The sequence below is a fragment of the Streptomyces sp. NBC_01497 genome (assembly GCF_036250695.1).
GTDB lineage: Bacteria > Actinomycetota > Actinomycetes > Streptomycetales > Streptomycetaceae > Streptomyces.
In genome coordinates this window covers 5,231,860-5,254,673 of record NZ_CP109427.1, presented here as the reverse complement: position 1 = coordinate 5,254,673, position 22,814 = coordinate 5,231,860, and the positions used below count along the sequence as shown (strand labels likewise).

The following is a 22,814-nucleotide window of genomic DNA, read 5'->3' as shown; positions in this document are numbered from 1 at the left end:
ACGGGCGCCACACCCGCCGGATTCCCCGCGCAGAAGGGACCGCTGACGGCGATGCAGATCCGGCTGACCGTCCTCGCGCCGGGGCGCGCTTGCGACGTACTGGTCACGGCTCCCGCGGGCACGGCCCTCGCGGCGGTGGCCTCCGGCCTGGCGACGGCCGTGCTCGGCCCCGACACACCCGGCACCACCGTCATGTACGCGGGGCGTGAGCGGCTGGACGCGCAGCGTGCCGCACTCGGCGCCCCGCCGCTGGTCGACGGGGCGGTGCTCTCACTCGGCGCGCCGGGCGAGGACGAGGCACCCGTACACGAGGCGGCCGCGCAGCTCAGGGTCGTCGCGGGCCCGGACGCGGGAGGTGTGCACCTGCTGCACGGCGGCCGGGTGGTGATCGGCCGCTCCGCCGACGCGGACGTGCCGCTCGACGACCCGGACGTGTCACGGCTGCACTGCGCGGTGACGGTCGCGCCGGACGGCGCCGTCGCGGTGGCGGACCTGGGATCGACGAACGGCACGATGCTGGAGGGCGCGCCGGTGGGCCCCGCGCCCGTCCCGCTGCCCCGTGGCGCCTCGCTGCGGCTGGGCGAGTCGACGCTGAGGCTCGCACCGGGCACGCGGGAGCCCGCGCGGGCGACGGCCCCGGACGGCGAGGGCCATCTGCGGCTGACCCCGGCGCCGTCCGTGCGGGAGGCTGACGGCGAAGCTCGGCAGCGCTCCGACGGCCGGGACGCGGACACGGCGGGCGCGGCGCGCGGGCCGGCGGGCGGCGGCCCCTTCGCGGGTTCCGCCGGCTACGCGGACTCCCCCGGCGGCCCCGGCGGCCGGGCAGGACACCTCGGCGGCGGCACGCAGGCAGACGGCGCCGGCTCCGACGGGCGCGGTGGTGTCCCGCGCGCACGGGGCGCCGAGGGCGCGGGCGACCCGCGTGCGGGCCTGGCGGGGCCGGGCTCCCCTGCGGCACGCGGCCCGGCGGGGCCACAGCCTGGCGTGCCGTACGTACCGGGTCCGCGCGGCGGCGAGGACCCCGCCGGGTACGGCCCGCAGGGCGGCGAGGACGCCGTCGCGCACGACTGGGCCCCCGGCGTCGAGGACGACGAGGCGCAGGCGCACCCGGGGCGGCGGCGCGGTCTCGGCGCCTGGGCACGGCGGCTCGGCGGCACACGTGGCGAAACACACATCGGCGTGCCGGTGCAGCGCGCGGGCGAGCCCGCCGGGGAGCGGCCGACCTCGGACGGCGTCTGGCCGGACGCCGCCGAGCTCCTGCTCACCGCGCTCGGGCCCGGCCGGCGGCTGTGGGAGCGCGGTCCTGACCACCCGGAGGCGCTGGTGGTGCGGCTCGGCACGGCGGACCGGCCGGAGCGGCCCGTGCCGGTGACGGCCGGACTGAAGGAGGTCGGTTCGCTCGGCCTCGCCGGTCCCCGCGCCCGCCTGACAGGGCTAGCCCGCTCGGTGGTCGCCCAGCTGGCCGCCCTGCACGCCCCGTCCGAACTGGAGATCGTTCTCGTCACGACGGACCGCGCGCTCTCCGTCGAGGAGCGCCGCAGGGACTGGGGCTGGCTCGGCTGGCTGCCCCACACGCGCCCCGGGCACGGCCAGGACTGCCGGCTGCTGCTCGCGTTCGACCGGGACCAGGCGGCAGCGCGGACAGCCGAGCTGACCCGCCGGCTGGACGAGGGTCCTCTCGGCGCGGGCTGGGCATCGGCCGAGCCGTCGGTGCTCGACGAGGTCGCGCGGCGGCACACCGGCCCGCGCACCCTGCTGATCGTGGACGGCGACCCCGGCTCGGCGGCCCTGCGCGAGAGCACGGCGCGCCTCGCGGAGGCCGGTCCCGCGGCCGGGGTGCACGTGCTGTGCCTCGCGGAGACGCCGGCCGCGTCGGCGGTCTCGTCCGTCACGGCGACGTACGACATGGCCTGTCTGGCCTCGCTGCCGTTTCGCGAGTGCGGCGCGGTCGCGCTGCTGAGCGGTGATGTCGCTGGCGCGCTGCGGCTGCTGCGTACGGCACCGGGGCAGCGGGTGGGCGAGGGCCGGGGCACGGTCGCCGTGGTGGACGCGGTGTCCGCCGCCTGGGCCGAACGCTTCGGCCGGGCGCTCGCGCCACTGCGGACCACGGGCCCGGCCACGGGCCCGCGCCCGCCGACGGCGCTGCCGCGCACCGCGCGGCTGCTGGATGAACTGGGCCTGGCCCGTGCGACGCCCGCCTCACTGCTGGCCCGGTGGGCGCAGGCCGCCGACAGCCCGGAAGAGGCGTGCGTGGCGGTGCTGGGCGCGGGCCCGCGCGGCCCGGTCGCCGCCGATCTGGGCCGGGAGGGCCCGCATCTGCTCATCGAGGGGCCGCCGGGCAGCGGCAGGACCGAGATGCTGCGGGCCGTGGCGGCCTCGCTGGCGGCGGGCGCACGCCCCGACCGGCTCGGCCTGCTGCTGGTCGACGGGGCGGGCGGGATGCGCGGGGAGGGCCTCGCCGCGCTGGGCGAACTGCCGCATGTGACAGAGCATCTGATCGCCTCGGACCCGGTCAGGATGCGCGAGTTCGCGCAGGCGCTGGGCGCGGAGCTGAAACGGCGGGCGGAACTGCTGGGGCCGCTGACGTTCGCCCAGTGGCACGAGCGGTACAGGGCCACGGACGCGGCGGCTGACGGCCCGGCGGGGCAGCCGGGCGGGCGGCCCGGTGACGTTCCGGCGTCGGCGACGCGCACGATCCGGCTCAGACCCGGTCCGTCGGCGGGCCGGCAGGAGCCGGTCCCCGTGTCGAGCCCGCTGCCGCGCCTCGCCGTCCTGGTGGACGACTTCGACGCGCTGGTGGCGCCCGCTCTCGGGAGTCCTGGCCGGCCTGCCGCCGGTTCGGTCGTACGGGCCCTGGAGGCGATCGCGCGGGACGGCGAGCGGCTCGGCGTGCATCTGGTGGCCGCGTCCGCCGCCCCGGAGCGCACCGCGGGCACGGAGTTGGCCCGTACGGTGCGGCTGCGGGCGGTGCTCAACGCGCCGCCGGTGGCACCCGCGCCGGAGGACCCGGCTCCGGGCCGGGGGCACCTCGCCGGCGCCGACGGGTACGGGACGCCGTTCCAGGCGGGCCGGGTGACGGGCCGTATCCCCAGGACGGCCACCCAACGGCCCACGGTGGCGGCACTGGAGTGGGAGCGGATGGGCGATCCGCCGGCCCGCCGTCCGGTGCGCGAGCTGGGCAACGGCCCCACGGACCTGGCGTTGCTGGCCAGCGCCATGGACCGGGCGGCCCGCTCGGTGGCCGCGGCCCCGGTGGCCCCGCTGACGCCCGCGCACCCCTGACGTCGCGGGGCTCGTGCGACGCCCTTGCGGGCGCGTCACGAGCCCATCACGATCACCGCGTACGGCTCCCCGGCGCTCTTGCCTGTCATGAACACCCGGCGTAGGACTGGTCCGCACGGGACGGGACGACGCCGCCACGTCCGGCTGCGTACGCCTGTCCAGCGTGGATCCGAACGCGCGCGGGAGAGACGGGGAAGCTGCGATGCGCACAACTCGTACGGCACGTAGGGCTCTGGCGAATAGATCACGGAACGTCCGGGCGGCGGCGGTGTTCGTCGTCCTGGGCGCGACGGCGCTGGCCGGGTGCGGCGGCTCGGACGCGAAGCCCGGTAAGGGCGACGGTGCGGGCAGTGGCGCGAGCCCGTCGGCGGCCGGGAGCGCGGGCGGAGTCGCCCTGCCGAAGCTGACCGGTCAGAAGATCGAGGTGGCCGCCGTGTGGACGGGCCCGGAACAGGCCAACTTCACCAAGGTCCTGGACGCGTTCGAGAAGCGGACGGGCGCCACGGTGACGTTCGTGCCCGCGCAGGACCCGATCGTCAACTTCCTCGGTACGAAGATCGCCGGCGGCAGCCCGCCGGACGTCGCGATGCTCCCCCAGGTCGGCGCGATCGACCAGGCCGTGGCGCAGAAGTGGGTCAAGCCGCTGGGCGCGGCGGCCAAGGCGCAGCTGGCCAAGAACTACAGCAAGGGCTGGCAGGACCTCGGCACGGTGGACGGCACGCCGTACGCGGTCTACTTCAAGGCCGCCAACAAGTCCCTCGTCTGGTACAACGCGAAGGCGTTCCAGAACGCGGGCGCCACGGTGCCGAAGACGTGGACGGAGTTCCTGAAGACGGCGGACACGCTCTCCGCGTCCGGCGTCACCCCCCTGTCGGTCGGCGGGGCGGACGGCTGGACGCTCACCGACTGGTTCGAGAACGTCTACCTCTCCCAGGCGGGCCCCCAGAAGTACGACCAGCTCGGCCAGCACAAGATCAAGTGGACGGACCCGTCCGTCACGAAGGCCCTGACCACGCTCGCCGCCCTGTTCGGCCGGCCGGACACGCTCGCGGGCGGCCCCGCGGGCGCGCTCCAGACCGAGTTCCCGGCCTCCGTCACGCAGACCTTCACGGGCGGCGACACCCCGAAGGCGGCCATGGTCGGCGCCGCCGACTTCGCGGGGGTCAACATCCAGCAGACCAAGGCGAAGATCGGCACGGACGCGAAGATCTTCCCCTTCCCCGCGGTCGGCGCGGACTCACCGGTGGTGACCGGTGGCGACGCGGCTGTCGCGCTGAAGGACACCCCGGGAGCGCAGGCGCTGCTGACGTACCTCGCGTCCCCGGACGCGGCGAAGATCTGGGCGGCGCAGGGCGGTTTCGTCTCGCCGGACAAGTCGCTGGACATGGCGGCCTATCCGGACGCCGTGCAGCGGTCCATCGCGAAGGCGCTCATCGCGTCGGGCGACGACTTCCGGTTCGACATGTCGGACTCGATGCCGCAGTCGTTCGGCGGCACACCGGGCAAGGGCGAGTGGAAGGACCTCCAGGACTTCCTGTCGAACCCGAAGGACGTCGCGGGCACCCAGCACAAGCTGGAGGCCGACGCGGCCAAGGCGTTCACGAGCTGACGGGATGACCTCCGCGGTCACGGGGGGCGCCGGAACACCGGCACCCCCCGTCGGGACAACGCGCAAGAGCGTGACAGGCACACGTAAAGCGGTGGCGGTGGGCTTCCTGCTGCCCGCACTCGTGCTGCTCGGCGCGCTCGTGGTCTACCCCATCGGGTACTCGCTCTACCGGTCGTTCTTCGACAAGTCCGGACACCGGTTCGCCGGTCTGGACAACTACGTCACGATCTTCACCGACAGCTCGATCCTCAAGGCCGTCGAGAACAACGTCATCTGGGTGGTCGTGGCGCCCGTCGTCGCCACCGCGCTCGGCCTGATCTTCGCCGTCCTCACCGAACGCGTCCGCTGGGGAACGGCGTTCAAGCTGGTCGTCTTCATGCCGATGGCGATCTCGATGCTCGCCGCCGGGATCATCTTCCGGCTGGTGTACGAGCAGGATCCGGCCCGCGGTGTGGCCAACGCGGTCTGGGTCGGCGTGCACGACACGTTCGCCCGGTCCGCCGGCTACCCGGGCGCGCACCCCTTGCCCGCCCATCCGCTGAAGGCGGGCCCAGGAGGCTCGTTCGTCACCAAGCAGCCCGTGCACGCCGGGACACCCGTACAGCTGCCGCTGGTCGGGGTGCCACCCGCCGCGATGCCGTCACAGGCGAAGCCCGCGCGGGCCGCCGCCCCCCAGGCCGGGAAGATCACCGGCACCGCCTGGCTGGACTTCACCCTCGGCGGCGGCGGGAAGCCCAACGTGATCGACCCGAAGGAACGCGGCCTGAGGGGCCTCACCGTCCAGGCGGTCAAGGGCGGCAAGGTCGTCGCGTCCGCCACAGCCGCGGCGGACGGCACGTTCACCCTGCCCCCGGCGGCGGACGGCGCCGTACTGTCGCTGCCCGCCGCGAACTTCAGGGAGCCGTACAACGGGGTGGAATGGCTGGGCCCGCGCCTGGTGACCCCGGCCATCATCGGCAGCTACCTGTGGATGTGGGCCGGCTTCGCGATGGTCCTGATCGCCGCCGGACTCGCGGGGATGCCCCGGGAGTTGCTGGAGGCGGCGCGCGTCGACGGCGCCAACGAGTGGCAGGTGTTCCGGCGGGTCACGGTGCCGCTGCTGACACCGGTCCTCGGGGTCGTCCTCATCACCCTGATGATCAACGTGCTGAAGATCTTCGACCTCGTGTACATCATCGCGCCCGGTTCGTCGCAGGACGACGCCAACGTGCTGGCACTCCAGCTCTACCGGTCGTCGTTCGGCACGGACGCGGACCTGGGCGTGGGCAGCGCGATCGCGATCCTGCTGCTCCTGCTGGTGATCCCGGTGATGCTCGTCAACATCCGCCGCATGCGCAGGGAGAACCGCCGATGACCATGGAAGAACCGGTGATCGGCGGGACACTCCGCCCCGCCGCGGGCACCGGCCAGGACACGGGCCCCCGAGGTGCCGAAGGCCTGGAGGGCACGGAACGCTCCGCGGGCCGGGGCGGGACGGGGCGCTCCCTGCCCGCCAGGATCGCGGGCCGCCTCGGCGGCGGGGTCGTGCGGGCCGTCCTGATCCTGGTCGGCCTGTTCTGGCTGATGCCGACGATCGGGCTGCTGCTGTCGTCGCTGCGCGGCGCGGACGACATCGCGGCGAGCGGCTGGTGGCAGGTCTTCACCAAGCCGTCCCAGCTGACCTTCGAGAACTACGCCAACCTGCTCGACAACCACGTCATCACCAACTCCCTGCTCGCCACCGTCCTGATCACCGTCCCGGCGACCCTGCTCGTCGTGGTGATCGGGTCCTTCGCGGGCTACGCGTTCGCCTGGATGGACTTCCCCGGCCGGGACTGGTGGTTCGTCGGCGTGGTCGCCCTGCTGGTGGTGCCGGTGCAGGTCGCCCTGATCCCGGTGTCGAAACTGTTCGGCGCGATCGGCATCTTCGAGACGACGCTCGGGGTGATCCTGTTCCACGTCGCGTTCGGTCTGCCGTTCGCGATCTTCCTACTGCGCAACTTCTTCGCCGAGATCCCGCGCGAACTGCTGGAGGCCGCCCGCCTCGACGGGGCGGGCGAGATACGGCTGTTCACGCGTGTGGTGATGCCGCTCGGCGGGCCCGCGATCGCCTCGCTCGGCATCTTCCAGTTCCTGTGGGTGTGGAACGACATGCTGGTGGCCCTGGTCTTCGCGGACTCCAAGAACCCGCCGATCACCGTCGCTCTGCAGCAGCAGGTACGGCAGTTCGGCAACAACGTCGACGTCCTCGCGCCGGGCGCGTTCTTGTCGATGGTCATCCCGCTGGCGGTGTTCTTCGCGTTCCAGCGTCAGTTCGTCTCGGGCGTGATGGCCGGCGCCGTCAAGTGACCCCGCGAGGGCGGGAAGACCACTCGCGGGTACGGGGTTCCCGTACCCGTGACGGCGTCCGTACCGGCCCCGTCCGCCCCGTCCCCCGTCCCCGTCCCCCGTGCCTCGGCGTGTGAGGTACGGGGACGGGGCACGCGGGGACGCCGGCGGGCGGGCGACCGGGCGAGCGTGGTGCGCGCGGCGAGAGGCCGTACGGGGGGCCGCCGGAACCCCGTACAGGAGCTTCGCCGGGAGACCATGGCAACGCCGCGCCTTCGTGCTGCCGCTTTGCCGCGCCGTGCTGCCGGGCTGCCCCGCCGTGCTGCCGCGCCGCGCCGCGCCGCCGTGCCCGCTCAGCCCCGCTTGAGCGCGGCGACCGCGGAAGCGGCCAGTTCGTTCAGATAGCCCTTGGGCAGCGGGCCGCGCACGACGGCGAGACGCCAGTACAGCGGCCCGACGATCAGGTCCAGGGCGGTGTCCGGGTTGGTGCCCTCCGCCAGTTCGCCCCGCGCCACGGCCTCCCGGATGATGACGGCGGCGATGCCCTGCTGCCCGTCGAGCAGGGTCGCCCTGATGGTGTCGGCGATCTCCGGGTTGCGCGCGGACTCGACGAGCAGGTCCGGGATGACCTGGGAGGCCACCGGGTGGCGCAGCGCCGCCGAGGCGACCTGGAGCAGCGCGCGGATGTCCCCGTACAGCGAGCCGGTCGCCGGGGCGGGCAGGCCCTGCGCGGCGAAGACGGAGACCAGGTCGAGGACGAGCGCCAGCTTGGACTTCCAGCGCCGGTAGACCGCGGTCTTGCCGACCCCCGCCCGGCGCGCGATGCCCTCTATCGACATCCGGGCGAACCCGACCGCGGCCAGCTCGTCGAAGACGGCGGCGCGGATGGCGTCGGTCACATCCTCCCGGAGTACGGCGGCCCCCGCGGGGACTCGGCGTGCGGTACCCGATCCCTTGGTCATCTCTTGAGCATAGCGTCACGACGATACGGTTGCGTTGCGACGTCACCAGACCGTACGCTCGTCGAGCGACGATACGGAACCGTTCCGTCGTCGGTGGTACTTTCCCCCCTCACTTCGAATCACGTCGAAAGCGACTCCTGTGAGCCAGACGATCGCACCGACTCATTCCACTCCGCCGGCCCCCGAGCGGGACACTGACCTCTCCGCTCTCGCCGCACGGTACGGACTGTCGGTGAGCGGGGCGCGCCCCACCCTGCGCCAGTACGTACGGGAGCTGTGGTCACGGCGGCACTTCATCACGACGTTCGCGACCGCCAAGCTGACCTCGCAGTACAGCCAGGCGAAGCTGGGGCAGATCTGGCAGATCATGACCCCGCTGCTGAACGCGGTCGTCTACTTCTTCATCTTCGGTGTGCTGCTCGGCACCAAGCGGGGTGTGCCCGACTACATCCCGTTCCTGGTGACCGGCGTCTTCATCTGGACGTACACCTCCAGCTCGGTCACGGTCGGCACCCGCGCCATCTCCAGCAACCAGGGCCTCGTGCGGGCGCTGCACTTCCCGCGCGCCTCACTGCCCCTGTCGCTGGTGCTCCAGCAGCTCCAGCAGCTGTTCTTCTCGATGTGCGCGCTCGTCGTGATCCTGGTCGCCTTCGGCCAGTACCCGCGCTTCCACTGGGCTCTCGCGATCCCCGCGCTGCTGTGCCAGTCGCTGTTCTGCGCGGGCGTGTCGCTGATCATGGCGCGCCTCGGCGCGAAGACGCCCGACATCGCGCAGCTGATGCCGTTCATCGTCCGCGTGTGGATGTACACGTCGGGCGTGATGTGGAGCGTCGAGAAGCTCACGAGCGGCCACAAGGGCATCCCGGACTGGGTCGTGATGGCGCTGCGCTGCCAGCCCGGCGCCGTCTACATCGACATCATGCGCTTCGCGCTGATCGACAGCTTCCACGCCAACCAGCTCCCGCCGCACGTCTGGGCGCTCTGTGCGGGCTGGGGACTGCTGTTCTTCGCCGGCGGCTTCATCTACTTCTGGCGTGCAGAGGAGAGCTACGGACGTGGCTGAGGAACTCATTCCGACGGTCGTCGCCGACGACGTGCACATCACCTACAAGGTGCACGGCACGAAGGGCGGCAAGGGCAGCGCCACCTCGGCGCTGAGCCGCATCATCTCGCGCCGGCCCGCCGTCGGCGTGCGCGAGGTCCGCGCGGTGCGGGGCGTCAGCTTCGCCTCCTACCGCGGCGAGGCCATCGGGCTCATCGGGTCGAACGGCTCCGGCAAGTCGACGCTGCTGCGGGCCATCGCCGGCCTCCAGGTGCCGTCCGCCGGCCGTATCTTCACCGCCGGCCAGCCGTCGCTGCTCGGCGTCAACGCGGCCCTGATGGCCGACCTGACCGGCGAGCGCAACGTCGTCCTCGGCGGGCTCGCGATGGGCATGTCGCGGCGCGAGGTGAAGGAGAACTACGACGGCATCGTGGAGTTCTCCGGCATCAACGAGAAGGGCGACTTCATCTCCCTGCCGATGCGGACGTACTCCTCCGGCATGGGCGCGCGGCTCCGCTTCTCGATCGCGGCGGCCAAGAAGCACGACGTGCTCCTCATCGACGAGGCGCTGTCGACCGGTGACGCGAAGTTCCAGGCGCGCAGCAAGGAACGCATCGGGGAACTGCGCCAGCAGGCCGGCACGGTCTTCCTGGTGAGCCACAGCAACAAGGCGATCGTGGAGACCTGCGACCGCGCGCTGTGGCTGGAGGCGGGCACACTGCGCATGGACGGACCGTCGGACGAGGTGGTCGCCGCGTACGAGGAGTTCACCGCGACGAAGCCGAAGGCCAAGAAGAAGTAGCGCGGGCACGCGAGCCGGCGGAACGCCCAGCGCAACGGCAAAGCGGTACGGCGGCAGGGGTCCGGCGGCAGGGGTCCGGCAGCACGGCCGCGGGACCAGAGGCGCACCGGCCCGTCCACCCGGCCGCTCGTCACCCCGCCACCCCGCCACTCGCCCCGGAGACCAGCACAAGGTCTCCGGGGCGAGCCGCGTTCCGGGCCCGGGCCCGGGCCCGGTACGGCCGTGGTGCGTCGGGGGGCTGCCGCCGCGCACCGCCCCCCGACGCGGAGGCACCGCTCCGCTCGGCCTCGGACGGCGTCACGGAGCAGCACCCGGTCCCCCCGGCCCCGCAGGGCGTCACTGAGCGCCCGGTCCGCACGTCTCCCGGCAAGCCCCAGCCGGCCAGCCGGCAGAGCCACTGGGCCACCCGGGGCCCGGCGTGCGGCGGGTGGCGGCGGGTGGCGGGTGGCGGGTGGCGGCGGGTGACGCCCGGGGCCACGCGCAACCGCCGCGGGCGGGGACCGGCCCGAGGTCGTTCGCGCCGGCCAGCCGGGGCCGTCGCAGGAAGCCGTCGGCCGCACCCGGCCAGGCCGTGCGTCACCGGCCCCGGCCGCACCGGCACCGGCAGCGGCACCGGCGGCCGACTCCGGAAGCCCCCCGCCAGGCGCGGCACCCCGCCCCGGCTCCCGGAAAAGGCGGCGGGGGCGCCCGGTCCCCTGGACCGAACGCCCCCGCCGGGCTCGCGTGCCCGTCTCGCGGGCCGCCCTCAGCTGTGCGTACGCAGCAGCGTGCGCATCGTCCGCATGGCCACCGACAGGTTCGCCAGGTCGAACGAGTCCGAGCCCTGGATCTCCTCCAGCGTGTTGCGCGAACGCACCAGGATCGCCGCGTTCTTCTCCTCCCACGCCGAGAAGCGCTCCTGCGGCGTGGCGCCGTCCCCGCCGAACGCCAGCACGTCCGACGTGAGCGAGGCGTGCGCCGCGTACAGGTCCTCGCGGATCGACACCCGCGCCATCGACTTCCAGCGGTCGGTGCGCGGCAGCTCCAGGATGCGGTCCATCAGCTCCGTGATCCGCAGCCGGTCGCCGAGGTCGTAGTAGACCTCCGCGACGGTGAGCACGTCCTTGCCGCTGCGCTCGGCGATCGCCACGATGTCGAGCGCCGAGAACACCGACGAGAAGCCCGCGACGCGCGTCGCGAACTCCTTCGGCACACCGGCGCCGCTCATCTGCTCCATGATCGAGTCGAACCACTCGCGCTCCGTGCCGAGCAGCAGCGACGGCAGCTGGGACCACACGCGTTCGGTGCCGTCCGTGAAGAAGGCGATGGTGTCGGCGATCTCCAGCGGCTGCGGCCGGTTGCCGAGCAGCCAGCGCGTGCCGCGCTCGACCAGGCGCCGCGAGTGGAGCCTGATCCGGGTCTGGACGTCCGCGGCGACGGTGTTGTCGAGGTCTTCCACCGCGTCCCAGACCGCGCCGAGGCCGAAGATCTCACGGGCCGCCGTGTGGGCCCTGATGATCTCCTCGATCGACGCGCCGGTCTCCTCCCGGAGCCGGTGCAGGAAGGTCGAACCGCCGGTGTTGACGGCGTCGTTGACCAGGACCGTGGTGATGATCTCCCGGTGCAGCGGGTGGCTGTTGACCCGGTCCGCGAAGTTGTCCCGCAGCTGCGAGGGGAAGTACGCGTGCAACATCTTCAGCAGGTACGCGTCGTCCGGCAGACTCGTCGCGATCAGCTCGTCCGCCACGGTGATCTTCGTGTACGCCAGCAGCACGGCCAGCTCGGGCTGGGTGAGCCCCTTGCCCGCGTTGAGCAGTTCGCGGATCTGCCGGTCGCGCGGCAGGAACTCGATGTCGCGGTCGAGGTGGCCCTCGCGCTCCAGGCGGCGCATGAACCGCATGTGCGCGTGCAGCATGCCGGACGACTGCGCGACGGCCGCGGCGAGCGTGGTGTTCTGCGCGTAGTTGTTGCGCAGGACGAGCGCCCCGACCTCGTCGGTCATCTCCGCGAGCAGCTTGTTGCGCTGCTTGACGGTCATGTCCCCCTCGGTGACGAGGCCGTTGAGGAGGATCTTGATGTTCACCTCGTGGTCGGAGGTGTCCACACCGGCACTGTTGTCGATGGCGTCGGTGTTGATCTTGCCGCCCTCGCCGCCGGCCCCGCGCCGGTCGAACTCGATCCGGCCGAGCTGGGTCAGGCCGAGGTTCCCGCCCTCCCCGATGACCTTCGCCCGCACGTCCTCGCCGTTGACGCGGATGGCGTCATTGGCCTTGTCGCCGACGTCCGCGTTGGATTCCGTGGTCGCCTTGACGTACGTGCCGATGCCGCCGTTCCACAGCAGGTCGACGGGCGCCTTGAGGATCGCCTGCATCAGATCGGCGGGCGTCAGCTTCGTGACGGTGCCCTCGATGCCGAGCGCCTCGCGCACCCGCGCGTTGACCGGGATCGACTTCGCCGTACGGGGGTGGATGCCGCCGCCCGTGGACAGCAGATCCTTGTCGTAGTCGGCCCACGAGGACCGCGGCAGGTCGAACAGGCGGCGGCGCTCCGCGAAGGAGGCCGCGGCGTCCGGCGTCGGGTCGATGAAGATGTGCCGGTGGTCGAAGGCGGCCACGAGCCGGATGTGCTCCGACAGCAGCATGCCGTTGCCGAACACGTCACCGGACATGTCGCCGACGCCGACGACCGTGAACTCCTCGCTCTGCACGTCGTGGCCGAGTTCGCGGAAGTGCCGCTTGACGGACTCCCACGCACCGCGGGCCGTGATGCCCATGCCCTTGTGGTCGTAGCCGGCGCTGCCGCCGGAGGCGAACGCGTCGCCCAGCCAGAAGTCGTACGAGATCGCGACCTCGTTGGCGATGTCGGAGAAGCTCGCCGTGCCCTTGTCCGCCGCGACCACCAGGTACGTGTCGTCACCGTCGTGCCGGACGACGTTCTTCGGCGGCACGACCTCGCCGCCGACCAGGTTGTCGGTGATGTCGAGCAGCGCCGAGATGAAGATCTTGTACGAGGCGATGCCCTCGGCCAGCCACGCGTCCCGGTCGGCCGCCGGGTCGGGCAGCTGCTTGGCGACGAAGCCGCCCTTCGCGCCGACGGGCACGATGACCGTGTTCTTCACCATCTGCGCCTTGACCAGGCCGAGGATCTCCGTACGGAAGTCCTCTCGCCGGTCGGACCAGCGCAGGCCGCCGCGCGCGACCTTGCCGAACCGCAGGTGCACGCCTTCGACGCGCGGCGAGTACACCCAGATCTCGAAGGCCGGACGGGGGGCCGGGAGGTCGGGAATCGCCTTCGGGTCGAACTTCATCGACACGTAGTCGTGCCGGCTGCCGTCCGTCCTGCGCTGGTAGAAGTTCGTCCGCAGCGTGGCCTTGACGACACCGAGGAAGGACCGCAGGATGCGGTCCTCGTCGAGGCTCGCGACCTGGTCGAGCGCCGCGTCCAGCTCCTCCATCAGGGCGTCGATCAGCTCGGTGCCCGCGCTCTGCCGCTCAGGCTTCATGCGCGCCTCGAAGAGGGAGACCAGCAGCCGTGCCGTGTGGACGTTGTGGCGGAACGTGTCCTCCATGTAGTCCTGGCTGAACGTGGCCCCCGACTGGCGCAGGTACTTCGCGTACGCGCGCAGCACCATCGCCTGGCGCCAGGTGAGCCCCGCGCCGAGCACCAGCGAGTTGAACCCGTCGTTCTCCGCGGCGCCCGTCCACACCGCGGCGAACGCCTCCTGGAAGCGCGTCCGCATGTCGTCCACGGGGTACGCGCCGCTCGCGGGCGGGGGCATCCTGAGGCCGAAGTCGTAGATCCACGCGCGTGTGCGGTCGACGCACCGCAGCTCGTACGGCCGCTCGTCGACGACCTCGACACCGAGTCGCTGGAGGACCGGCAGGACCGCGGTCAGCGAGACCTGGTCGCCGGTCCGGTAGATCTTGAAGCGACGCTCGTCCGGCCCCGCGCCGACCGGCTCGTACAGGGAGAGGGCGAATTCCTTGTCGCCCTCCTCCAGCGCCTCCAGGTGCACGAGGTCCGCCACGGCTGCGCGCGGCGAGTGGTCCGCCTTGTACCCCTCGGGGAAGGAGCTGCCCCAGCGGCGCAGCAGTTCGGCGGCACGCTCCTCGCCGCATTCGGCGTTCAGCGCCTCGGCGAAGGCGTCGGCCCAGGACCGGGCGGCCTCCACGAGCCTCGTCTCGATCCGGTCGACATCGCCGTCCGTCAGCTCGGGGAGCTCGGTACCGGGTTCGACTCGGACGACGAAGTGCAGCCGGGAGAGCACCGATTCGGTGTTCCACGCCGTGAAGTCGACGCTGGTGCCGCCGAGTTCGTCCTTGAGGATGTCGATCAGCCGCAGCCGGACACCCGTGGTGTAGCGGTCACGCGGCAGGTAGACGAGCGCCGAGTAGTAACGCCCGTACTCGTCCTTGCGCAGGTAGAGCCGGAGCCGGCGGCGCTCCTGCAGGTAGAGCACGCTGGTGGTGATGGAGCGCAGTTCGTCGGCGGGCGTCTGGAACAGCTCGTCGCGCGGATACGTCTCCATGATCTGCATGAGGTCGCGGCCGTCGTGGCTGTTCGGCGAGAAGCCGGCGCCCTCCAGGACCTCGGCGACCTTGCGGCGCACCACCGGTACGCGGCGCACGGACTCCGTGTACGCGGCGGAGGAGAAGAGGCCGAGGAAGCGCCGCTCGCCGATCACGTTGCCGTCGTCGTCGAACTTCTTCACCCCGACGTAGTCGAGGTAGGAGGGCCGGTGCACGGTGGAGCGGCTGTTGGCCTTCGTCAGGATGAGCAGCTTGTGCTCACGGGCCTTGGCCCGCGCGTCGGCGGGGAGCCTGCTGAACGACGGGCTCGCCGGGTGGTCCTCTTCGTCGTGGTGGCTCGGGTCCGCGCGCAGGATACCGAGGCCGGTGCCGGGCACCGCCGCGAGCGCGTCGGACTCCGTCAGCCGGTACTCGCGGTAGCCGAGGAAGGTGAAGTGGTCCCCTGCGAGCCAGCGCAGCAGCTCGCACGCCTCCCGCAGTTCGTCGTCGGGCAGGTCGTCCGCGGTGGGCTCGGCGGGCAGTTCGTCGGCGATCCGCAGCGCGGCGCCCCGCATCTTCTCCCAGTCCTCGACGGCCTCCCGGACGTCCGACAGCACCCTGAGCAGGTTCGCGGTGATCTGGTTGAGGTCGTCCCGGTCCGTCTCCCGGTCCGTCTCGACGTGGATCCAGGACTCGATGTGCGCGTCGTGGGCCCGGTCGGCGGCGGCCGTCCCGTCGGGCAGCGTGCCCTCGGGCAGCACCTCGATCAGCTTGCCCGCGACATCGCGGCGGACAGCGATCTGCGGGTGGATCACGAGGTGGATGCCGCGACCGAGGCGGGTGAGCTCGTTGGTGACCGAGTCGACGAGGAAGGGCATGTCGTCTGTGACGACCTCGACGACCGAGTGCGTGGAGGTCCAGCCGTTCTCCTCCACGGTGGGCGTCAGCACCCGCACGTTGGCCGTGCCCTGGGGCCGGTTCCCGGCCAGCCGGTAGTGGGACAGGGCCGCGCCGAGGATGTCGACCGGATCGCGGTCGGCGAGGTCCTCGGGGGCGGTGTGCAGGTAGTAGCGCTGGAGGTATGCCAGAAGCGTGTCCTGGTCCGGCCTGCCGCCGCTGCCGGCCTCGACGGGGCTGCGGTCCGGCCGGCGGCCGTCCAGGCCCTCGGTCTGCCCCATCGGGCCGCTGTCAGCGGCCCTTGCCGCCCGAGCGAGCAGCTCGGTCTTGGCTTCGTCCAGGTTGTTCTGCATGTCCTCTGGCTCCTGTCGCGCGCCATTGCGTGACGTAGGTGAACGAACCGACACAACGCCACGACGCGGTGTTTCCGGTCGAGGTCGACGTTATGCCGCGATGAGAGATGTCCGTGACGAATTGGGCCACATCGGGCCGCGCGTCCGGATCGGGAAGTGCCGCGATCGCCTTGGGAAGTGCGGCGATCGCCCGGCCGCCATGGCGCTCCGGGCGCTTGCAGGGGGCCGAGCCCGCTCCGCATATCGCGCTGGTCACAGACCCGACCCTATCTCTCGCGGGACGGCGGTCGTCACGGGCCGCATCTGTACAAAACCCGGACACGACTTCGACACTCCGGCCAGCAACATGCCACCACCCCCTGTCCCGCGTCGTTCACCTCGGCACCGCGCCGGCCCCGGACGGCGCGGTGCCCAGCCCCCGGTGCCTCACCCCACCAGCGCGTACGCCGTCTCGACGGCTTCCGCCAGGGTGTCCACCACGGGCACCCCGGCCGCCGACAGGCTCGCCCTGCTGTTCGAACCACCCGTGTACAGCACGGCGTACGCACCCACGTGCCGCGCGGCCAGCGCGTCGTCCAGCGCGTCCCCGATGACGACCGTGCGCTCCGCGCTGATCCCGCCCGACTGCGTGAGCGACGCCACATGCCGGGCCATCTGGTCGGACTTGCTGACCCCCGAGGGACCCGTCCGCCCGTCCATCCGTACGAAGTGCCGGTCGATGCCGAACCCGCCGACCACCGGCAGCAGCTCCTCGTGCGCGAAAAGGCTGCACAGCGACTGGGAGCGGCCAGCGAGCGACCACTGCGCGAGCAGTTCCGCCGCGCCCTCGGTGAGCCCGCAGGACGTCCTGTGGGCCGTGTAGTGCCGGTGGAAGGTCTCGTCCATCACGAGCCACTCGGCCTCCGTCGGCCGCCGCCCGACCAGCCGCTCGTAGAAGACCGGCACGGGCACGCAGTACAGCTCGCGGTACCGCTCCAGCGTGAGCGACTCCATGCCTATCTCGGCGAACGACGCGTTGGTCGCCGCGAGAACCGCCTGGATGTCGTCGAACAGCGTGCCGTTCCAGTCCCAGACGAGGTGTGCGCTCCGATTCCCCATGTCCGAAACGGTACCGAAGGGGTCTGACAGCGGACCGGTCGGCGCCTCCCCGCGCGGGAACCGCCGCGGGATCGCGGGCCGGGGCCCGGGTGCTTGAGTGCCGGGGCCTGGGACCGGGAGCCTGGGCGCTGGTGGCCTGGGCGCCCGGGTGCCGGGGGCCGGGTGGCGGGGGCCTGGGGCCTGGGGCCTGGGGCCTGGGGATCAGCCGATGAGCCCGGGGATCTCCTGGACGCCGTACCAGAGCAGTTCGTGGTCCTCGGCGCCGTCCACGGTGAACTGCGCGTCGTCGTCGCCCTGATCGGCGGCGCCGAGCGCGGCGGCCGCGGCCGACACGTCGTCGTGCGCCGTGTCCGCGTCGAGGTGGACGGCGGCCGCCTTGGCCAGCGGGACGGCGGCGGCGATCCTGACCTCGCCCACGGAACTCCCGTCGAGGCCCCGGTCGGGGTCGGCGAGCGCGTCCTTGTCGGGCACGTCGGCGGCGATCACGACGCGACGGCGGGGCACGGACGGGTCCGTGGCGAGCGAGCGCAGCGACGCGGAGGCGGCGCGGCTGAGCGCCGCGTACTCCAGCTCCTCGATGTCGTCGGAGACGTACCACTCGCGCAGACCGGGCGTCACCGCGTAGGCAGTGATCGGCCCGGGGCCCAGCTCGCCCGTCCTGTGCGCCTCGGCGAGACCGGGGAGGGTCAGGGGGACGTAGACGCGCATGAGGTGGACCGCTTTCGTAGTCGGGGCGGCATCCAGGATACGTGCGGGGTGTCCTCCCTCGGAGTGACGTCGGCGCGGCCACCGTGTCCATCGCGCGTCACGCCCGGGACGCCGGAGACGGCGGGATTCCGGCCGCCGCGCCTCGCGCGTTCACTCACCCGGGTGACAGGCGGGCACGCCGCCACGCGGAGGGAGGATGTTGCGCGGCACCGATCACTCCCCGTAGAAGATGCCCTACAGGAAGTTACCGACCGGTAAATCGGTCGGCGGCAGAACGGGGGCGATCTGCATGACCACATCGACGAGGACGACGCCGGGCCGGAGCGCGTCCGCCCGGGCCACCCGGGGGACCGCGCCGGACGTCTCGGCGGCCCGCGTCATCAGCAGCCGGCGGCCATCCGGCAGACGCGACCCGCGCGGCCCGGGCAAGGACCCCGCGCGCCGCCGCCCGCACGTCCTTCCACCGCACGACCTGTTCGCGGAACGCCTGCTCGCCGTGCTCAGCGGCGGACGCCCGGTGCACTGGATGCTGGGCTGGACGGTGGGCGAGGCCTACGAACAGCTCGTGCAACTCGCCCCGGGCGCCCCGCTCGGCGCGGCCAGCGGCCGCCCGCGGCCGGTCATCCGGCGCTGTCGCGGCTTCCGCCCGCGGGCGGACGTGGTCGAGGCGTACGCGACCATCGCGTCGGGCGACCGCGTCCGGGCGATGGCATTCCGGCTGGAACGGGGTGAGGACGGACGCTGGCGCTGCGCGGCGGTGGAGATCGGCGGGGCCCGCGTCACCCGCCAGGAGGCGTGAGCCCGAGGGGAGCGGGAGCACCTGCCGGTGCGCGGTGCAGGGGCCCGCCCGGAGTACTCACGGCCGCGGGGACGGCCACGCGGGACGTCGGGCCCCAGTGCCCCAGGCGCCCCTCTCCCGCCGCCTCAGGCCGTCGCCACCGGCCTCGGGGGTGGCGCGGGCCCCGCGGGAGCCTCCTGAGCGGACCCGCGTCCGAGAAGCCCATCAGGGGGCCGCGGGCGGGCGGCCTGCCCTGTCGGGCCGGGGCCGGTTCGAGGATCCGGAGGTCCGGAGGCCCGGAGGTCCAGGGCGGAGGTCCGGAGCCCGGGGTCCGGGGGACGGGGTCCTGGGGCGGAGTCCGGGGGCGGGGTCCGGGGGCAGGGTCCGCGATCCGGCGTCCGGGCGTCCGACCCTCCGGGCCGGAGGCATCGCGTCCGCCGTGACGCGGGCCGTCCGATCCTCCTGGCGCCGGAGGCGTCGCGTCCGCCGTGACGGACGCAGGGCCCGGGGCCGCAGGTCCGCCGGCCGGGGGCCGAGGTCCGGTCCGGCCGACACCCCCACCACCACCGGTGTGTCCGTGAACGCACGAAGGGCCGGGCCGCGCGCCTCCTGGCGCACGCCCGGCCCCTCGTGGGCGACTACTTCTTGCGGCGCCGACCGCCACCGCCACCGCGCTGCGCCTTGCGTCGCTCGGCACGCGTCATGCCGTCCGACGTCGAACGCGTCGGACCGCCGGCCGGCTCGTGCTCGAAGTCGCCCTCGACCACGCCGCCCTCGCCGTCGACCGTCGGTGCGGAGAAGTGCAGCCGGTCGGGGCGCTGCGGTGCGTCGAGGCCCTTCGCGCGGATCTCCGGACGGGCACCCGCGGGCACCGCGTCCTCCTTGACCAGCGACGTCGGCTCGGCGTCCGCGGGGGTCGCATCCTGCGCAGGCAGTTCGACCTCCTCGACCTGCTGCTCGACCTGGACCTCCAGGTTGAACAGGTAGCCGACGGACTCCTCCTTGATGCCGTCCATCATGGCGTTGAACATGTCGAAGCCCTCGCGCTGGTACTCGACCAGCGGGTCCTTCTGCGCCATGGCCCGCAGGCCGATGCCCTCCTGGAGATAGTCCATCTCGTAGAGGTGCTCGCGCCACTTGCGGTCCAGGACCGAGAGGACCACGCGCCGCTCCAGCTCACGCATGATCTCCGAGCCGAGCTGGCCCTCGCGCTGCTCGTACTGCTCGCGGATGTCGTCCTTGATGGACTCCCCGATGAACTCGGCCGTGAGGCCGGCGCGGTCGCCCGCCTCGTCCTCCAGCTCCTCCACCGTGACCTTGACCGGGTAGAGCTGCTTGAAGGCCCCCCACAGCCGGTCGAGGTCCCACTCCTCGGCGAAGCCCTCGACGGTCTCCGCCTGGATGTACGCGTCGATCGTGTCGTTCATGAAGTGCTGGATCTGCTCCTGCAGGTCCTCGCCCTCCAGGACACGCCTGCGCTCGCCGTAGATGACCTCGCGCTGGCGGTTCAGCACCTCGTCGTACTTCAGGACGTTCTTACGCGTCTCGAAGTTCTGCTGCTCGACCTGCGACTGCGCCGACGCGATGGCGCGCGTCACCATCTTGTTCTCGATCGGCACCTCGTCCGGCACGTTCGCCATCGACATCACGCGCTCGACCATCTGCGCCTTGAACAGCCGCATCAGGTCGTCGCCGAGCGAGAGGTAGAAGCGGGATTCGCCCGGGTCGCCCTGACGGCCGGAACGGCCGCGCAGCTGGTTGTCGATCCGGCGCGACTCGTGCCGCTCCGTACCCAGCACGTACAGCCCGCCGAGGCTCTTGACCTCTTCGAACTCCGCCTTCACGGCCTGCTCGGCCTTGTCCAGCGCGGCGGGCAGCGCCGCCGCCCACTCCTCGACGTGCTCCACGGGGTCCAGGCCGCGCTGCCGCAGCTCCGCCTCCGCGAGGTCGTCGGGGTTGCCGCCGAGCTTGATGTCCGTGCCACGGCCGGCCATGTTCGTCGCGACCGTGACCGCGCCCTTGCGCCCGGCCTGGGCGATGATCGGCGCTTCCCGGTCGTGCTGCTTGGCGTTCAGCACCTCGTGCTGGATGCCGCGCTTGTTGAGCTGCTGCGACAGGTACTCGGACTTCTCGACGGACGTGGTGCCGACGAGGATCGGCTGACCCTTGTCGTGCTTCTCCTCGATGTCGTCGACGACCGCCGCGAACTTCGCGACCTCGGTCCGGTAGATCAGGTCGGACTGGTCCATGCGGACCATCGGCCTGTTCGTCGGGATGGGCACGACGCCGAGCTTGTAGATCTGGTGGAACTCCGCGGCCTCGGTCATGGCCGTACCGGTCATGCCGGAGAGCTTGCCGTACAGGCGGAAGAAGTTCTGGAGGGTGATCGTCGCGAGCGTCTGGTTCTCGTCCTTGATGTCCACCCCTTCCTTCGCCTCGATCGCCTGGTGCATGCCCTCGTTGTAGCGGCGGCCGGCGAGGATACGGCCGGTGTGCTCGTCGACGATCATGACCTCGCCGTCGATGACGACGTAGTCCTTGTCCTTCTTGAAGAGTTCCTTGGCCTTGATCGCGTTGTTCAGGTAACCGACGAGCGGCGTGTTCACCGACTCGTAGAGGTTGTCGATGCCCAGCCAGTCCTCGACCTTGGTGACACCCGGCTCGTGGATCGCGACCGTGCGCTTCTTCTCGTCGACCTCGTAGTCGCCGGTCTCCTCAAGGCCCTTGAGCTGGTTCCCGGCCTCGCCCCTGGTCAGGCGCGTCACCAGCTTGGCGAAGTCGCCGTACCACTTCGTGGCCTGGTCGGCGGGGCCCGAGATGATCAGCGGCGTACGGGCCTCGTCCACGAGGATCGAGTCGACCTCGTCGACGATCGCGTAGTTGTGGCCGCGCTGCACCAGCTCGTCCTGCGACCACGCCATGTTGTCGCGCAGGTAGTCGAAGCCGAACTCGTTGTTCGTGCCGTACGTGATGTCGCACCCGTACATCTCGCGGCGCTGCGCGGGCGTCATGTTCGCCAGGATGCAGCCGACGGAGATGCCCAGGAACTTGTGGACGCGGCCCATCATCTCGGAGTCGCGTTCAGCCAGGTAGTCGTTCACCGTGATCAGGTGGACGCCCTTGCCGGACAGCGCGTTCAGGTATGCGGGAAGGGTGCCGACGAGGGTCTTGCCCTCACCGGTCTTCATCTCGGAGACGTATCCGAGGTGCAGGGCCGCGCCGCCCATGAGCTGGACGTCGTAGTGGCGCTGTCCGAGCACGCGCTTGGCCGCCTCGCGGACGGTGGCGAACGCCTCGGGGAGCAGGTCGTCGAGGCTCTCGCCCTCGGCGAAGCGCTCCTTGTACTCGTCGGTGAGCGCACGCAACTCGGCGTCGGAGAGGTTGACGAAGTCCTCTTCGATGGAGTTGACCTGGTCCGCGATGCGGTGCAGTTTGCGCAGGATCTTGCCTTCGCCTGCACGCATGAGCTTGTTGAAGACGGACACTGAGGCTGCTCTCCTTGCCGGTCGGGCCTGGCACTGGGGTGGTGAAGGGGCGCTGGCACGGCAGGCGTGCCCCACCGCATCGGCCATCGTAAGCGAGGACCGGCCCGCGCCGGGAGGGCCGCTGCGTTGCGGGACCACCCACACCCCTCAACTAGAACGCTCGGAGGCCGTCCAAGGTGCCGGGCTGCCGCCAAAACTCTTCGCCGTGGACCGATGGGACTCCGCCGCGTATCCGGTCGGTCCCGCCGCGAAATCGAGGGCCGGGGGAGAATCCGCACATGATTCCTCAGACGCTCCGCTCCGCCCGTCTGGAGCTGCGTGCCCTGGTCAGCGACGACATCGACGCGGTGCACGCGGCCTGCCAGGACCCGGAGATACAGCGCTGGGTACCGATCCCGTCACCGTACGAACGCAGACACGCCGAGTACTTCGTGGACCAGCTGGTCACCGAGGGGTGGCGTACGGACACCGCCTACACCTTCGGTGCCTTCCCGCTCGACGGCGGCCCTTTGATAGGCGCGGCCAATCTGCACCGCCAGGGCGACACCTGGGAGATCGGCTACTGGACCGTCCGCGAGCACCGGGGCCGCGGGTACACCGCCGAGACGGTCCTCGCGCTGGCCCGCTGGGCCTTCGCCCAGGGCACCGAGCGGCTCGAATGGCGCGCGGAGACGGGCAACAGCGGATCCCGGGCCGTCGCCGAGAGCGCCGGCTTCGTGATCGAGGGCACCCTGCGGGCCGCCGTGCTCAGCCGGGACGTCCTGCGGGACCTGTGGATCGGCTCACTGCTGCCGTCGGACCTCGGGCTGGAAGGCGAGCACCCGTACCTGCCGACCCAGCGGACGGGCCGCTGACCTCCCCGGTACGTCCGGCGGCTGCCCCGCGGCGGGAGTTCCGGGCGCCCGGCCACCCGCGGCCCGAGCGGCCGACCACCCGCCTGCCCGCCCGCGCAGGCCGAGCCGCCGACCGCACGCCGCCGACCGCACGCCGCCTGCCGCCTGCCG

General features: G+C 72.2%; 13 protein-coding genes. 8 read left to right on the top strand and 5 right to left on the bottom strand.

Going from position 1 to position 22,814, the window contains the following annotated elements:
- Window positions 1–51: 51 nt before the first annotated feature.
- The 4 genes from OG310_RS22115 to OG310_RS22100 all read left to right on the top strand — a co-directional run bounded on the left by OG310_RS22115 (window position 52) and on the right by OG310_RS22100 (window position 7,219).
- The gene (locus OG310_RS22115) at window positions 52–3,282 is read left to right on the top strand and encodes an FHA domain-containing protein (protein WP_329460310.1); all 3,231 of its coding nucleotides are present in this window, start codon (window positions 52–54) and stop codon (window positions 3,280–3,282) included.
- A 202-nt stretch (window positions 3,283–3,484) separates the two neighbouring features.
- Window positions 3,485–4,891, top strand: coding sequence for an ABC transporter substrate-binding protein (locus OG310_RS22110; RefSeq protein ID WP_329457603.1), 1,407 nt, complete (start codon window positions 3,485–3,487; stop codon window positions 4,889–4,891).
- 4 nt (window positions 4,892–4,895) lie between these two features.
- Window positions 4,896–6,245, top strand: coding sequence for a carbohydrate ABC transporter permease (locus OG310_RS22105; RefSeq protein ID WP_329457602.1), 1,350 nt, complete (start codon window positions 4,896–4,898; stop codon window positions 6,243–6,245).
- On the top strand, window positions 6,242–7,219 hold the full coding sequence (locus OG310_RS22100; RefSeq protein WP_329457601.1) for a carbohydrate ABC transporter permease: 978 nt from the start codon (window positions 6,242–6,244) through the stop codon (window positions 7,217–7,219). The genes OG310_RS22105 and OG310_RS22100 overlap by 4 nt, the downstream gene beginning before the upstream one ends.
- 332 nt (window positions 7,220–7,551) lie before the next feature.
- On the opposite strand, the gene OG310_RS22095 is transcribed toward OG310_RS22100, so the two are convergent.
- Window positions 7,552–8,160, bottom strand: a complete 609-nt coding sequence (locus OG310_RS22095) for a TetR/AcrR family transcriptional regulator (protein ID WP_329457600.1) — start codon at window positions 8,158–8,160, stop codon at window positions 7,552–7,554.
- 139 nt (window positions 8,161–8,299) lie between these two features.
- Between OG310_RS22095 and OG310_RS22090 the strand changes: the two genes are divergently transcribed.
- Together OG310_RS22090 and OG310_RS22085 are read left to right on the top strand one after the other, a co-directional pair.
- Window positions 8,300–9,223: an ABC transporter permease gene (locus OG310_RS22090; protein ID WP_329457599.1), complete on the top strand. Its 924-nt coding sequence runs from the start codon at window positions 8,300–8,302 to the stop codon at window positions 9,221–9,223.
- Entirely contained in the window at window positions 9,216–10,004 is a 789-nt protein-coding gene (locus OG310_RS22085; RefSeq protein WP_329457598.1) for an ABC transporter ATP-binding protein, read from the top strand. The genes OG310_RS22090 and OG310_RS22085 overlap by 8 nt, the downstream gene beginning before the upstream one ends.
- Window positions 10,005–10,749: 745 nt before the next feature.
- Here OG310_RS22085 and OG310_RS22080 read toward each other — a convergent pair.
- From OG310_RS22080 to OG310_RS22070, 3 genes are all read right to left on the bottom strand, one after another.
- Window positions 10,750–15,741, bottom strand: coding sequence for an NAD-glutamate dehydrogenase (locus OG310_RS22080; protein WP_329457597.1), 4,992 nt, complete (start codon window positions 15,739–15,741; stop codon window positions 10,750–10,752).
- 426 nt (window positions 15,742–16,167) lie between these two features.
- Window positions 16,168–16,839, bottom strand: coding sequence for an HAD family hydrolase (locus OG310_RS22075; protein ID WP_329457596.1), 672 nt, complete (start codon window positions 16,837–16,839; stop codon window positions 16,168–16,170).
- Between the two features lie 201 nt (window positions 16,840–17,040).
- On the bottom strand, window positions 17,041–17,547 hold the full coding sequence (locus OG310_RS22070; RefSeq protein ID WP_329457595.1) for a DUF6912 family protein: 507 nt from the start codon (window positions 17,545–17,547) through the stop codon (window positions 17,041–17,043).
- A gap of 289 nt (window positions 17,548–17,836) precedes the next feature.
- Here OG310_RS22070 and OG310_RS22065 point away from each other — a divergent pair, with 289 nt between their 5' ends.
- Complete coding sequence (locus tag OG310_RS22065; RefSeq protein WP_329457594.1) at window positions 17,837–18,346, top strand: Rv3235 family protein; 510 nt, start codon at window positions 17,837–17,839, stop codon at window positions 18,344–18,346.
- 617 nt (window positions 18,347–18,963) lie between these two features.
- On the opposite strand, the gene secA is transcribed toward OG310_RS22065, so the two are convergent.
- Window positions 18,964–21,810, bottom strand: a complete 2,847-nt coding sequence (gene secA, locus OG310_RS22060; RefSeq protein ID WP_329457593.1) for a preprotein translocase subunit SecA — start codon at window positions 21,808–21,810, stop codon at window positions 18,964–18,966.
- A 278-nt stretch (window positions 21,811–22,088) separates the two neighbouring features.
- Between secA and OG310_RS22055 the strand changes: the two genes are divergently transcribed.
- On the top strand, window positions 22,089–22,664 hold the full coding sequence (locus OG310_RS22055) for a GNAT family N-acetyltransferase (RefSeq protein WP_329457592.1): 576 nt from the start codon (window positions 22,089–22,091) through the stop codon (window positions 22,662–22,664).
- The last annotated feature ends 150 nt before the right edge of the window (window positions 22,665–22,814 follow it).